General features: G+C 56.8%; 11 protein-coding genes. 8 read left to right on the top strand and 3 right to left on the bottom strand.

The genetic code is table 11. From position 1 onward, the window contains the following. Nucleotides 1–107 precede the first annotated feature (107 nt). Genes RW023_RS01845 through RW023_RS01830 form a run of 4 tightly spaced genes read left to right on the top strand, consistent with a single transcriptional unit; the run spans nt 108 to nt 7,020 of the window. Nucleotides 108–1,073, top strand: coding sequence for a MoxR family ATPase (locus RW023_RS01845; protein WP_315579622.1), 966 nt, complete (start codon nt 108–110; stop codon nt 1,071–1,073). 42 nt (nt 1,074–1,115) lie between these two features. After that, a complete protein-coding gene (locus RW023_RS01840; protein ID WP_315579621.1) occupies nt 1,116–2,552 on the top strand; it encodes a DUF58 domain-containing protein in 1,437 nt (478 codons plus the stop codon). After that, nucleotides 2,552–5,080, top strand: a complete 2,529-nt coding sequence (locus RW023_RS01835) for a transglutaminaseTgpA domain-containing protein (protein ID WP_315579620.1) — start codon at nt 2,552–2,554, stop codon at nt 5,078–5,080. Before RW023_RS01840 ends, RW023_RS01835 begins: the two co-directional genes overlap by 1 nt. Continuing rightward, nucleotides 5,077–7,020, top strand: coding sequence for a serine/threonine-protein kinase (locus RW023_RS01830; protein WP_315579619.1), 1,944 nt, complete (start codon nt 5,077–5,079; stop codon nt 7,018–7,020). Before RW023_RS01835 ends, RW023_RS01830 begins: the two co-directional genes overlap by 4 nt. A gap of 69 nt (nt 7,021–7,089) precedes the next feature. Here the strand turns inward: RW023_RS01830 and RW023_RS01825 are convergent, their stop codons facing one another. The 3 genes from RW023_RS01825 to RW023_RS01815 are packed head-to-tail and all read right to left on the bottom strand — an operon-like array spanning nt 7,090 to nt 11,023. Beyond that, a complete protein-coding gene (locus tag RW023_RS01825) occupies nt 7,090–8,373 on the bottom strand; it encodes a S8 family serine peptidase (RefSeq protein ID WP_315579618.1) in 1,284 nt (427 codons plus the stop codon). Then, nucleotides 8,370–9,713, bottom strand: a complete 1,344-nt coding sequence (gene eccB / locus RW023_RS01820) for a type VII secretion protein EccB (protein WP_315579617.1) — start codon at nt 9,711–9,713, stop codon at nt 8,370–8,372. Before eccB ends, RW023_RS01825 begins: the two co-directional genes overlap by 4 nt. Then, nucleotides 9,713–11,023: an EsaB/YukD family protein gene (locus RW023_RS01815; protein WP_315579616.1), complete on the bottom strand. Its 1,311-nt coding sequence runs from the start codon at nt 11,021–11,023 to the stop codon at nt 9,713–9,715. Before RW023_RS01815 ends, eccB begins: the two co-directional genes overlap by 1 nt. 179 nt (nt 11,024–11,202) lie before the next feature. Here RW023_RS01815 and RW023_RS01810 point away from each other — a divergent pair, with 179 nt between their 5' ends. From RW023_RS01810 to RW023_RS01795, 4 genes are all read left to right on the top strand, one after another. After that, nucleotides 11,203–11,523: a WXG100 family type VII secretion target gene (locus tag RW023_RS01810; protein ID WP_315579615.1), complete on the top strand. Its 321-nt coding sequence runs from the start codon at nt 11,203–11,205 to the stop codon at nt 11,521–11,523. A 16-nt stretch (nt 11,524–11,539) separates the two neighbouring features. Continuing rightward, nucleotides 11,540–11,851, top strand: a complete 312-nt coding sequence (locus RW023_RS01805) for a WXG100 family type VII secretion target (protein ID WP_315579614.1) — start codon at nt 11,540–11,542, stop codon at nt 11,849–11,851. 156 nt (nt 11,852–12,007) lie between these two features. Further along, the gene (locus tag RW023_RS01800; protein WP_315579660.1) at nt 12,008–12,550 is read left to right on the top strand and encodes a hypothetical protein; all 543 of its coding nucleotides are present in this window, start codon (nt 12,008–12,010) and stop codon (nt 12,548–12,550) included. Between the two features lie 22 nt (nt 12,551–12,572). Continuing rightward, nucleotides 12,573–14,375: an alpha/beta hydrolase gene (locus RW023_RS01795; RefSeq protein WP_315579613.1), complete on the top strand. Its 1,803-nt coding sequence runs from the start codon at nt 12,573–12,575 to the stop codon at nt 14,373–14,375. Nucleotides 14,376–14,408: the final 33 nt, after the last annotated feature.

Here is a 14,408-nt window from a genome sequence, read left to right as displayed (position 1 = left end):
GACATACGATGAGAGCTTCGGGCTCACCGCCCAAAGACCTCAGCTCATCCAAAATATTCGCCTAAGAACTGAACACTCACTACCGACAGATGAATGGAGTCCCTCCCATGGCGCTTAGCTCGCAAGATGCCCAGCGTTTCGCCGAAACCTTCGCCGGTTTGGTCGGCGGTATCTCTCAGGCGCTGCTGGACAAAGAACCGGTTATTCGCCTGGCTCTAACGACTATGTTCGCCGGGGGACACCTTCTTCTTGAAGATGCTCCCGGTACGGGAAAGACCGCTCTTGCTCGCGCGATCGCAGCAACAATTGCGGGTACACACTCGCGTATTCAGTTCACCCCCGACATGCTCCCTGCGGACATTACGGGCGTGAACGTCTACGACCAGAAGAACAATGAGTGGCACTTCCGTTCCGGCCCGATCTTCGCCTCTATCGTCCTTGCTGATGAAATCAACCGTGCGTCGCCGAAGACCCAGTCCGCTCTCCTTGAGGTCATGGAAGAAGCACAGGTGACGGTTGATGGCGTCAGCCATGCCGCGCCTCGTCCCTTCATGGTTATTGCAACTCAGAACCCGGTGGAACAGGCTGGAACCTACCCGCTGCCCGAAGCGCAGCTCGACCGCTTCTTGATGAAGGCCTCGGTCGGCTACCCCTCGCGCGCGGCAATGGCTGAAATCCTTGATGGCTCCGCAGCCCCTGACCGTTCCAAGCGTCTCAAGCCGCTTCTTGAGAGCGGACAGGTGGTTCGCCTTTCTGAACTCGCCGCGCAGACGCATACGGAGCGCGCAGTGTTGGATTATGTTGCAGCCCTTGCCGAGGCCACGCGCGACGATGATTCCGCTACCTTGGGTGTCTCGACTCGTGGTGCTATCGGTATGGTTCGTTGTGCACGCGTATGGGCCGCTGCTCAGGGCCGTCACTTCGTGCTTCCTGATGACATCAAGGCCTTGGCCGCTCCCGTGTGGGCACACCGAATTGTTGTCGATCCCGACGCGGCCTTCTCCGGTGCAACCGCTCAAGGTGTTATTGCGCGTGCTCTTTCCTCCGTCCCCGCTCCGGCGGTGAGCGCCTGAACATGCGTATCAGGGAAGTCCAAGGCGTGAAGGTGGGTGATCGTGGCTAAGCATTCGGCTCCGAAAGCTCCTGCCGCTTCGCGTACCTCCGGTTCGCGCCGCGGCGCAAAGCACCCCGGAGGAGAGCACCTCGATAGCGGACGCCGTCAAGGAAAACGTTCCTCCACTAAACGGAGTGCAAGTTCGAAAGACGCAAGTGCACGCTCGGCAAAGAGCTCAGTCTTCGCCTCGGCACGCGCGAATGTGAAGACAAGCTTGGACGGACTGCGCCAGGGAATCTCGCGTTTCGCGCAATCTTTGGGGACTGTTCCGGGTGTGAAGTACCTGCGTCATGCGGCTCGCTCGGTGACCTCGGTTGGCTGGGTTGTGCTCTTCTCGGCACTCATTGCAGCCATCGTGTCGCGCGCTTTTGGCTGGGTCGAAGCTTTCTTCGTTGCCTGCGCATGCCTTATTGCCTTCCTCATCGCCGTTGTGTGGGTGATTGTTCCTTCCCCTCACAAGGTTTCAGTGCGACTTCCGCGTCAGCGCATTGTTGCTGGTCAAACCGCGGTTGGCGAGATCACCGCTGAGAATATGTCGGATCGCCGTGCGCGCTCCGGTCTCATCGAGCTTCCGATTGCCTCATCTGCACTTCAGTTCTTGGTTCCTCCTCTTCCGGGAAAGGGAGTCTGGAGTGAAGTGTTCTCTGTCGTTACCCATCGCCGAGGCCTGGTGACCGTTGGCCCCGCGCGTGCACTTCGCGCTGATCCTCTGGGGCTGATTCGTCGAATTGGCACCTGGTCTCAACCGGTGACCCTGTACGTCCACCCGAAGACCATTCGCGTTCCTTTCGATGCGACGGGTATCCACGCTGATGTTGAGGGTGTCACGACTGCGAAATTGTCATCCTCTGATGTCTCATTCCACGCGCTTCGTGACTATGTTCCCGGTGATGACCGCCGAAATGTCCACTGGCCAATGACCGCTCACACCGGGCGCCTTGTTGTTCGCCAGTTTGAGGAAACGCGACGTTCGCACCATTTGGTTGTTTTGGATACGCGTCTGGGACAGTGGAATGACCGAGATTCTTTCGAAAACGCTGTATCGATTGCGGCTTCTTTGGTCGTTGCCGACATGGCTGCTTCTCGGACCGTGTCTTTGACGACCGCCACCGATTGGGTTACGACCAGTGCTGCAACACGCATGCTCGATGCAATGTGCAAGATTCAAGACTCGGGTGAAGCTGATCTTATGGCGCGTCTGCGTGAGGCGATTGCTAAGCGTCCCGGTCTTTCGGTTGTCACGGTCATTGCTGCGCCAACGGTTGATGACGATCAGGCTTCTCACCTGCTGAATGCCATTCCGGTGGATGTGCGCAGTGCGGTGGTTCGAGTTCGCCCCGGCCATCCGAAGCTGCGTCGCCTGAGCCACGGAACTTTGGCTGATTGTCCGACTCTTGAGGATCTTCCTCGCTTGGTTGCTGCGGGAGGTTTGGCCTGATGTCTCAAACCACCACCGGTTTTCACCTGGGCGCTCGCGCAGGCTTCCAGATCTCTCGCCGAGGTCTGCCCGCCTGGTTCCTCATTGGTCTAGTTCTGCTTTTCCTTCCCACCATTTGGGTTCACGAGGCCGTTTTTGGCTCATGGGTTGGCTTGCGTGCCGCTGCAGCCGGCGTTGCTGCGGGGCTTTTCGTTGCCTGGGCCTCGAGCTTCTGGCGCTGGGATTGGCTATCGACTATTGCCGGGCTGATCGCAGCTCACTTCCTTATTGGCGGTGTTGCGGCGTACCCCTCAACGACTTTCTACGGGCTTCCTACCCCACGCACCCTGCAGCTCTTGGTTTTGCAGGTGGTCTATGCGTGGAAGGACCTGCTGACTATCACCCCGCCTGCCTCTTCCTACGTCGGTCCAGCAATGGTCCCGTGGCTGAGTGGTTTGCTGTGCTCCTTCATCTCGGCGCTATTGGTGCTTCGCGCTGGGCGTGCAATTGCTGCAGTTATTCCCGTGGCCATTATGGGAGTTATCGGCATTGCTTGGGGTAAGGGCGGTACCTTCCCGAGTATTTGGCTCATCGCCGCATGGTGGGCACTTGCCTTGGGCTGGTGTGCATGGGCAGATCAGTACCGTCGACTCGAGGCCGGATTGGATGTTCGTGTCGGTGGTGGAACTGCATCGGATACCTCCGCGACACTGGGGGAGACCACTCAAGGTGGGTCTCAAGGAAGTATCCACTTGGGTCGCCAAATCGCCGGTGGCGCACTGGTCATTGCGGTTGTTGCCGCTGCTGCTATTCCGCTTACTAATGCCTATGGTCCGTGGTACACCCGCGTTGTACTTCGCGATGTCGTCCAACCCCCGCTGGATGCGCGTCAGTATCCCTCTCCGCTGTCTGCTTTCCGTCACTACAACGTTGACTTGCAAGAGCAGAATTTAATCCACGTGGATGGTCTTCCAGAAGGCGCGCGCGTGCGTATCGGTGTCATGGATAGTTACGACGGAACGACCATGACAATGAGTGATCCGGGAACTGGTCCCTCCGATGGCTTTATTCACGTAGGATCGACCTTGCCACAGCAGCAGGCTCCCGAAGGCAGCTCGTCAGCTCATATGACTTTAACGACGTCGCAGCTCCTTGGCCCTTGGGTTCCAATCGTCGGTACGCCTTCAACCATAAATTTCGATCAATCGGCGTCAGCTTCTGGTACCCAAGCGAACCAACAAGAGGGGAATCCGAATGCCGCCGTCGTGAGTACGCTCGCTGATGGTCTCTACTACGACATGTGGGCGAATGCTGCACTTTCGACATCGAAGAACGTTCAGGGTGGAACCATGGTGTACTCCATGGATTCAACGGTTGTTCCGATCTGGTCGGATGGTCAGCTGTCAGGAACCCGTGCTGTTCCCTATCGCGGCGGAGATAAAGGCGTTCCCGATTCGGTCCGTGATCTGGCGACTCAGATCTCAGCAGCCGAGCAGGGCGATCTTGCAAAGGCCCGCGCGATCGAACGCTACCTGAAGGAAGAAGGCTTCTATTCGAATGAAGACAATGCTCAGTCACGCCCGGGTAACCGAGCTGACCGCCTGAGCCGCATGCTTGAAGGCGAGCAGATGATCGGTGACGATGAGCAGTACTCCGTGCTCATGGCTCTGATGCTGCACAACCTCGGTATGAACGCCAGGGTCGTCATGGGCGCCTATCCGAATGAGTCGAAGGGCGGCGATGTCGATCTTCGCGGTTCGGATGTCCACGCCTGGGTTGAGGTCGAGTTCCAAGGAGTCGGTTGGGCAGTTTTCGACCCGACTCCACCGCGCGACCAAGTGCCACAAACCGATGTCCCGAAGCCGCGTTCTGTGCCGCGTCCTCAGGTTCTTCAACCGCCAGAGCCACCCGAACAGCCCGCGGAACTTCCCCCGTCAACTACCGATCGTGGTTCAGATTCGAATGATGACTCGCGTCTGAAGATTCCGTGGCGAATCATTGCTACCGGTAGTGGAATTCTTGCAATCATCGCAATCCCGCTTCTGGCTATTGTTCTGGCGAAGAGTCGCCGTACCAAGAAGCGCCGCTGGTCCGCGCCTCCGCAGGCACTGACAGGTTCATGGGACGAAGTTGTTGATCTAGCACGCGATGCCGGCGTTGTCGTGCCGACCGACCTTACTCGTCAAGAGGCCGCGTGGATGCTCACGACGTCACCGTTGTGGCCAGCAAGCGCAGCCAAGAGCAGCACCTCAACCCCTCAGTGGTATGAATTTGGCGAAGAACTTCCCCGGCCTGTTCGTGTTGCTCGTTGGGCAGATACGGCTGACTTCTCTGGTGACGAGGTTCAGCCCGAACAAGCGACTGATTCCTGGCAGATTGTTGATGAGCTGACGCAGGAGCTGCGCGAAAATGCAACTCGCTGGACCCGGATTCGCCGCGCGCTTTCCTTGTCCTCACTCAGCGCGCGCTACCGCCAAAAGCACGGTGCTTCACCGATGGGCGTACTTCGTCGCCGTCTTCGTCATCCCTTCAGAGGTAAGCATTCATGACCCCTTCGGTTCCCTCTCGGCGTCTTCCTCCTCCCGAGCTTCCCGGTCACACCTGGCTGCGAGCCCTGGGGTCTGGAGGTTTCGCTGACGTTCACCTTTACCGCCAGGAGCTTCCTGCGCGTGAAGTTGCGGTGAAGGTTGCGCGCTCTGTGGGTGACCAGGTTGAGTACGCGCAAATCCGTCACGAGGCCGATGTCATGACCTCCATTGCCGGCCACCCCGCCGTCGTGGAGTTGTATTCGATTGGGACTTCAGCCGATGGCCGTCCCTATTTGGAAATGGAGTTCTGTCCGGTTGCAAACGTTGCCGAACAGGTACGCCGAATGCCGATGGCGGTCGATCGGGCACTTGATGTCGTCATTCGCCTGTGCGGTGGCGTTGAGATGCTCCACCGTAATGGCTATGTCCATCGTGATATCAAGCCTGCGAACGTCATGTTCGACTCCTACAACTACCCCGTCTTGGGAGACTTCGGCGTTGCCTCTCGTATTGGAGCTTTGGAAAAAGGAAGCCTAGATGGCTTCTCAGTGCTCTGGGCTCCGCCTGAACAACACAATCGCTCCACTCACGCGCATCCGACTCAGGATGTGTGGGCACTGGCGACAACCTTGTGGACATTCCTCAGCGGGCGTAGCCCATTCGAGGATCCGGTTGGTGACAATAGTGCTGCCTCGGTGGCTGCACGAGTCTATGAGGGACGCATCCGTGGGCTTTCTCGCCCGGATGCCCCCAAGGAACTTGAGCGCGTTTTACGCCACGCAATGCAGCTGGATCCCCGGAAGAGGACTGCCTCAGCGGCTGAACTGGGCCGTCAGCTTCAAGATATTCAGACCCTCATGGGGCGCCCGGTCACCAAGATGGAGCTGCGTGACGGTAATACCGTAGGCAGTTTTGGTGCTCATGGCTCTTCGGCTGGTACCGCTGATGACACTGCGGCTTCGTGGGGGGCTGTCCAAGGCGAAAATTCCCCGAATGTGGCTCAAGATGAGGCAACCCGTCTGCGTGCGATGCCCTCGATCGATGCCGAGCGAACGCGTTTGCGTGCGCCTTCCCTTGACCTGGGGCAGGCTGCCGCTTCCGCCTCTGCCGAGGCCGCATCCCCTTCGCCCGCATCCCTAACCAATCCGGTCAGTGGGAACGCAGTGGCAGGGAGTGCTTCTAGCGAGATGCAGTCGAAGCCCGCCGATGCCTCGCTTTCGGGTATGCAAGATCCGACACCAACCTCGGAAAATCAACAGAATTTCGCTGGTCTCCACCAGCAGGATTCGTCAGTGGGTGGTGCAGCCAGTGAGCAATTTGGTGCAGGATATGCACCTGCCCCCGACTCGTGGCACGCTCCGGGGCATACTACTCAAAATACCTTCGATACCGGCCACCCCCTGGGTTATCTCCCAGATGGTCGACGTTCGGGCCCGAAGAGGATCATCGCAATTATCGCGCTTGTCGTCATGGCAATGGTCGTTTTGGGCGCCGTGATCGTTGCAATGCTGACGGGGGGAGGCAGCATCATTGGGGTGGGGAATCAGACTTCTTCCCCTACGGCCTCGGCAAGTAGCTCTTCCACGCCAGGATCACAGGGTGAAGACCCGATTGCTGTTCCTCCCCCTGCTGTTGACCAACTGGTTGCACGCGTGAATGGTGAGGATATTCAGTGGAGTTGGACTGATCCCGCGGTTGGGACGACGTCGGCTGGGCATAGGCGTTATGTCTATACCGTTTCAAAACCGGGTGCAGATGATGCGGTTGCTGAGACGCGTCAGAATGCAGTGTCGGTGAAGGCGGTCCCAGGTGAGGTGTGCATCGAGGTCGTGTCAGTGGCCGAGAATGGGCGCGCCTCGCAGCCCACTAAGAATTGCGTGACAATTCCCGAAAATGGCACTACCCAGAACCAAGAGGGCGATAAGAACCAGCAGGGTAACGGCCAGCAAGGTAATGGGTAGACCCGGCAGGGCGACGCAAATACGAATAAAGAGCAGCACTAAGCACTCTGAAATTCGGCATACGCCGGCTCAGGCCTCTTTACTGCGCAACCTGCGAATCAAGAGCACTGCGACAACAATCGTGAGGCCCGCACCGGAGATTCCCAGTGCCCACATTCGACGCGGAGTCGTCGTATCAACCGGAAGATCAGGTTTCACCATAACCGGATCTGCGGTCTTTTGAATCGGTGGATACAAGGGATTTGTGGGTCCGGGCATGGTCCCGTCGTTGACAAAATTGAGCGCGTTGAAGGGCGCGACGATTCCCCATCCCTCTTCGGCAGTGCGCTGGGAAGGGCTTGGACGAAGTGCGGTTGCCAGAAGGCGATACTTCCACTGATCTGGGGTCTCGTTCGGATACCTTGCAGCAATCAACGCAACAATCGCGCCAACGTATCCCGTCGCATATGAGGTAGAGGCTCCCTGCGTTGCGAACATGCAGTTACCGTTTGCAAAGAAGGTCGACGCAATTTGCGAACCGGGTGCAGCGATTTCTACGTGGGTTCCATGGACGACGGATTGGCTGGGGTTACCTTGCGCATCGACCGCGGTCACGGACAGGGCCTCGGGGTATCCCGCGGGGAAGCGGACCGCTGTGTCTTGCGCTCCCGACTGGGTTTGCTCGACATTGCCTGCCGAGGCCACGACGAGCGCGCCCTTCGAGTGCGCGTACTGGGTGGCTGTGCGCAGGGCGACATCGTCAGAGGTCAAGGATTGCGGGACAACGATCACACGAATTCCCTGATCGGCAGCCCAACGAATGCCGTCGGCTGTTCGCGCAGCTGTCGGCCCCTTGCCCGCGCGCTTGGCGTCGTCACTGGAGTCAACGTAGACGCGTACGGGGACGATAGTGGATTGCGGGGCAAAACCGACGACGCCCGAACCTGATACTTCTCGCGCGGCAATTTGTCCGGCGATTGCGGTGCCATGTCCAAAGGTATCTTTTCGTCCGTCACCAGACTCAACCAGGTCGATACCCGGCTCAACTGCGTCCTTAAAGTGGGCGTTTCCTGCGGCAACACCCGAATCAACGATCGCGACGCGCACTTGGCCCTGCGAGAGTTTCAGGGCCTCTTTCATTCCGAGGAATGAGTAGGCCGAAGGTGGCTGAGTGATCCACTTGTCGACGCCGATTTGGCAGCCTTCCTCGGGCTGTTTTGTGGCGGATCCTCGCTTTTGCTGCGAGTTCGTCTGGTCGCTTCCCTGAGTCTCGCCCGGTGTGGGCGTATCCGCATATGCGGAAGGAAGCGCAACTGCGCCGCACAGCGCCAGTGCAGCAAGAGAACTTAGCGTGCAATTTGTTAGTCGATTCACTGAGCACCAACCGTTTCCCAAGCTGCAGCGGAAGTGAGTTCTTGACCCTCAGGAATGAGTGCAAGCCATGCTGCTGGAAGGGGAGAGACCGCAGTTTCGGGCAGTCCCAAGCGTTGCAGCGAATCGCTGGGGTTATTTCCTAAACCGTGGGCCTTACCAATGTCAGAGACAAACACGATAGGACCGCTTGAACCACCGGAGGAGGAACGGACCAGTGCACCTGAACCGCCTCGAACATTGACCTCGCGCGGGTGAAGTTGAGTGAGCTCGGAGGTAGGAATGGACTTAAGAACGGTCTCTGCCTTGGAGTGGTTCACGACCAGCTGAGCGCATGGCGCTGCATCGGCCCCCAGAACTTCACCGACCTGGCTGGGCCAATCCGAGGGGATGACACCCTGGTTATTCACCGTCAGTGATGCCAGCTCTGAGAGGTCAATCATGAGGTTTTGCGGACTTCCACGGTCTGCCCACGAGGCCTGGTAGAGCTTGTAGGAGAAGTCCGTCAGCGGAGTAATAGTCCCGTCGTCAGTGATGACGAAGCGACGCGGTGTGCCGGATTCGTCGACCTCGATGATGGTTCCGACCTGCGCTGCGGTGATTCGCGGCGACATGCCTGAAACCGGGCGACCGAGGTTCGGGATATCGACGGGTGCCAAAGTTGACCCTTCGGTGAACAAGTTCAGCCAAGCTGCACTCACCGGGGTGATAGTGCGTCCGGACAGGTCGAGCACGTTGACAATGGCTTGTGCGTGCGCAATTTCGATGGGGTAGCGGACCCCACCTGTGACCAGGTAGAGCCTTCCTTCGTTGGAAACGAGGGCGCTGGTTGCGTTGCTCAGGCCCTCGGGGTTACCAGCAACCCAAGTTTTGATTCCAGACGAGGCCGCGCATGCGGTCCAGTCGTAGGAGTGCAGTTGGTCTGCAGTTGGGATGTCGTCGGGAACATCGCTCAGGCCGATCGCGCTTCCGCGGGGAATTCCCTCGAGCGAGGAGGTCGAAACCGAGGAGGTCACAAGCTTTCCGCTTTCGCTGAGAAGCTTGGCGGAGGTGACGTTAGAAACGGGGCGAAGTGTTCCTTCGATCGAGTAGTAGCGTGCACCTTCACCCTTCGTGATGATGAGGTGCGAGTCTTGCCAGCCGCTGGGAAGCGTCGGCATGAACCTACCGACAGCAACTGCTATGAGAACTGCAAGTGCGGCAAGCGAGGCCCCAACGATTAGAGGGCGAGTGGTTGATTTTGATTCGAGTTCTTTTCCTCCGGGAGTGCCAGAGGTGAATGCCGTGACTAGGCGGCGACGATTGAAACGTTGCGCTTCAAGGATGTCCTTGTTTGATGGCATTACAGGACCCCCCATACCAGAGTCGTGATGGGCACCAGTGCCAGCAAGCTGATAAGCGAGAGAGTGTCAGCAATTCGAGTGACCCATGGGCGCATCTTCGGATCGATAACGGTCAGTGCCAAGACAAGGCCGGTTGCAATGAAGAGCAATAGGACAATCGGAATGAGTGCCTGAGGCATAAGGATTGCGCTACCGATTGCGCTGACAAGGATCAGGATGATGCCCAGAATCGCACCGATCAGGACCTCGACCCGTGAACGCAAGGACCGCGTTGAAAGCAGAAGAGCAACGCCTCCGCAGATAAGAAGGAGTAGTGAGTAGCGGGTATCAAGAAGAAGCGGAACGCAGATCAAGATTCCCAGCGAAGCGCCAGTTTTAAGAGAAATGGTCAGGATATGACCGTCGTTTACCTTGCGAACAACCTGGTAGGCGTCGATAGTTTCGGGGTTTCCTGTCACGCGAATAGGAATTCGAGCCATCGCAAACCAGGGGGCGATCAAAATAAGCACTATTAATAAGGTATAGACCGCACTTGCCGAGCGCTGGGTTGAAAGGTGTGCAAATCCCGTCAGCAAGCCAATTGTTGCTGCTGATAAGCCATAGGTGAGGGGCGCAGCAATGGAGCCGTGCAAGGTTTTAGGAAGAACGATCAGCAGAATTGCTGCGCTGACCATTGCTGCAATTCCAAAGCCAGCCAGTGGAAGGGCTGACCAAGAGCCAGGGATTGCGCTCATGACCGCGCTACCGGCAAGGATTGGAATTGAGTGCGCAAGAGAGAGGGGAGCAAGACGCTGGGTTGAGCGTGAAATCAATGCGCAGGCTAGAGAAGCCAGTAAAGTTCCGGCCAATCCGGTAATTAAACCAAGGTAGCTTCCTCGGCCTCCGGTGAAGATCAGAACGGCTGCTGTAAGGACCAACAGCGCAGAAGCATGTGTGCTAAGATCTACCGAATTGTCAGAATTCCATGGAGCCTGATCGTTTTCGACTGCGGTTCCGACGGCCTCGACTAAGTCGTCATAGCGCAAATCCTGTGTGCTGTCGCCGATTTTGGACAGAATCAGAACGGATCCGGCTTGGATTCCCTGGTTGATCAGGGTCTGGCTCTGATCGAGAACTCGGCCCTGAGAATTCGTAATTCGGTATCCCTGAGAGGCAGAACTGGCCGATAATTGTGTGATTTGTGACACAATATTTGGGGCAAATTCGGCCAGTGCAACGTTCGTTGGGACCGACATGTCGACGGTGCTCTCACCCATGCGAATGCTAACGGGCATAAGGGCTGGAGGCCTGGATGCGGTAGTGCTTGCCATGAGGTTCCTTTGCTCAATAGTGCTGCCTTAAGCCTAGCTGGTTTCATGAAACCTGTATTTGCATTCCCAGATCGCTTCGATAATGTAATACCCGACATCGCGATTGTGCCCTCCGTTACAGAGGGTCGATCACTGCAAGACTTCGGGGGGACCCGAACGACAAACTAGGAGGGTGGACCATGAGCGGTGCAAATATTTCTGCGGAACAAGCCAGCTATGATGCCATTCGCACAGCTGTCACTAACCTGCAGGCTTACCTGCAGGGCTTGAACGCAAAGGTTAAGGGTGAGGTCGCTACCGCTATCGGTGGTTGGCAGGGTGGCGCCTCGCAGGCGTTCAACTCCGTCATGGAGCAGTGGGATGCTGGCTCGTCCAAGACCACTCAGGCACTGACCGATTTCGATAGCGCACTTGCCTCGGTCGGCGCTCAGACAATTCAGAACGAACAAGATGCCCAGCAGACTGTTGCCAAGACCGGCGCAGCCATGCTGAACCTGTGAGTAGATCGGAAAAGAAATGAACGGTGGAGATTTTCGCGTAAGCCCGGAGCTGCTCCAGCAGGTCTCGGCTGATCTGCGCACGCAGGCGACCGATCTGCTCAGCCAGCTTGAGCAGTTCAATAAGGACGTTGAAGCACGTAGCGCCACATGGGAAGGTGCTGCGAAGGAGTCCTACACCCAGAAGCATGGTGAGTGGACCGCTGGTATGCACCAGATGCAGCAGGCCCTTGATGCCTTCGCAGGTCTGGTTGATCAGCTTGCCGGCAACTACGTCGTGACCGATAACACGGGTGCGCGTACCTTCAATGGCCTGGCTACTGGCCGCTGATACAACTCATGCGTAGCGCTCGTGAGTGTTGCGCGTAAACGGCGTGTGGGTGAGTAGAGAGATCTGCTCACCCACTGCCGTACCTACAACAACTTGATCGGCCAATGTGGGCAGATCGTTGAATTGGGCTTCCTTAGAGGGGAAACAGCCGTGGTAATGATCAATGTCGTTGACGGAGAGTACGGCGCGACCGCGAATACCTTGCAACAGGTTTCCGGTGAATTGCAAGGCGCAAAAATTGATGACTTGTCCGAGGCTGTAGAGTCTTCAATGAAGGGTGCCGACTCGATCGCGAAGGCCACCGAGGTAGAGGGCCGATACACATCCCTTCTTGTCTCACATTCGATAGCTCTTGAGGAACTCGCTCGAGCTGCGCATTCAGCCGGTGTCAACCTTGCACAGACTGAAGCAAACAACACCCAACAGGCTAATGCTCAGGGTCAAGCCGCTCTTGCAGGGACAGCGGGGGCGACCCCAAGTCTGGCGATATATGCTGAACAAGCATCGGCGCTCAATGGTTCTAGAGGCCCGCTGCGTGGGGGGAATCCAAGGCCAACCTTACCGACGACTGCGGGTGGCGCTCAACCTGAAATGCCTGTGTATCGACCTGGGCAGGGGATGCCGCCTTATGCGCCAACTCCTGCTGTGCAAGGTCCTGTTCCTCACCCACCGCCCTCTCCAGCTCTTGTGGCGCCGTGAGGCTAGGCCTGAAGGCACAACAATGGCGTTAACGTGGGGTCAGGTTAAAACCTGGAGTTCAGGCACTTTGTCGGCTTACATTGGAACGGTTGGTAGTAGGCGCGATACTGTTGTGAAGCAAGCTGATGCTCTTCAGGCTCGTGTGAGCTCGTTTCAGGGTGAAGGTGCGACTGCTGAGGCCTTGCGCGACAAAATGAAGAGAGCCCATGAAGCTCTGACTACTCTTGCTGATGATTTGGCTGAGGTTCAGGATGCGGTGAACGCCGCAGCGGGTAACGTCTCTGATGTTGAAAGTGCTGTAAAGAAAGCCCTTTCAATGGCTTCAATCGATGGTTGCACAATCTCTGACGATGGAACTGTCTCCAGTCATATCCCCTATGGAACTGATGGGACAGGAGCAATTGACGCTGTAATACAGAATGTCGAATTGCTTGTTCTCGAAACGATGGCGTTGGCTGATTATGCGGATACGACATTTCAAGCGTCTTTAGGATCCGTAGGCACTGATAAAAGTACATCTTCGGCCTCTGGCAAAAAAACTCGAATGTGGTCGAAGTCGGAGCAAGATAAGTTCCGGAATATGTCCCCTGAGGAGCGGGCAAAGTTTTGGTCCGAGCAGTCGTATGAGCAAAAACGGTATCTCGCTGATCGCTACCCCGAACTGATCGGTAACGCTGATGGCGTTGAGGCGTGGGCTCGAGACCGCGCGAACCGCATTAATCTGAGTGAAGAAAAGCTCAAGACTGAGAAGCTGATTCAACACCTTGAAGCAGCGCAGCATCGTTCGCCAAGTACTTATCTTCCGGGATCCATTTATGATTCGGGTGGGTATTATGACCCGGCTGTTTACGCCAAACTTGCACGCGCGAAAACGGATCTCGCAGCGTACAACAAGATCGAGGCTACTTTGGCAAACCACATCACTCTTGAGGAGTATCAGCATGGGAAGCAAGGGGATCCAGTTTCTCTTCTGACTCTGCAAGATGATGGTCGTCGGGTGAAGGCTGCGGTTGCTCAGGGCGATGTGGATCATGCAAAGCATGTTGCGACTTTTGTTCCTGGCATTGGGACAACCGTTGAGGGCAGCCTCGAAACCTACTTTCGTGAGACGGGGAATCTTCGTCAGGCTGCGGCTGCTCAGGGGAATATGCCTTTGAAAGATGTTGCAACAGTTGCATGGCTGGGTTACGACGCACCCGGTGAAGCGAAATTCGAGAACATAGTTGATATCGCTACGACGAAGTTGGCTCAGGAGGGTTCGGATCGTTTAGCTGGCTTTATGACGGGTATGCACGCCTCTCGTCAGTATGGCGCTGGGGATGCGCATATGACATTGGTAGGGCATTCCTATGGTTCGACGACGTCGGGTATGGCGGCGACAAAGGTTAAGCCCGGTGTTATCGACGATCTAGTGATGTTCGGTTCACCTGGTATGGGAACTTATGATTCGAATAAGCTGCACGTTGACGAAGGGCATCGTTGGGTTTCCGGAGTACCTAACGGAGATGATGTCCAAGGGCTTGGGCAGTTTGAGATCTGCGGGTTTGGTGGTTTAGGCAAGAATCCGATGGATGCGGATTCGAGTTTCACCCATCTTTCCAATGACGCGACTGGTTACAAAGATTACAAACCCAACGAGACCACCAGCGATCTCGGAACGTATTTTAAAGACCTTGGAAAGAGAGCCCTAAGGTGGATGATCGGGAGTCGAGACACGAAGCTTGATCCAATTCCGCTTCCAAGTTTCAAGAATCATGGCGTCTACCTCGAACAGGGAACCGAGACGCTTCAAGATATCGCCCGTGTTGTAGCTGGGGTGAAATAATGCTTCAAGGTCACTGCTGACAGGCAGAGAGAG

The sequence above is a fragment of the uncultured Actinomyces sp. genome, assembly GCF_963542285.1.
Taxonomy (GTDB): domain Bacteria; phylum Actinomycetota; class Actinomycetes; order Actinomycetales; family Actinomycetaceae; genus Pauljensenia.
This window is presented reverse-complemented; position numbering and strand designations above follow the sequence as displayed.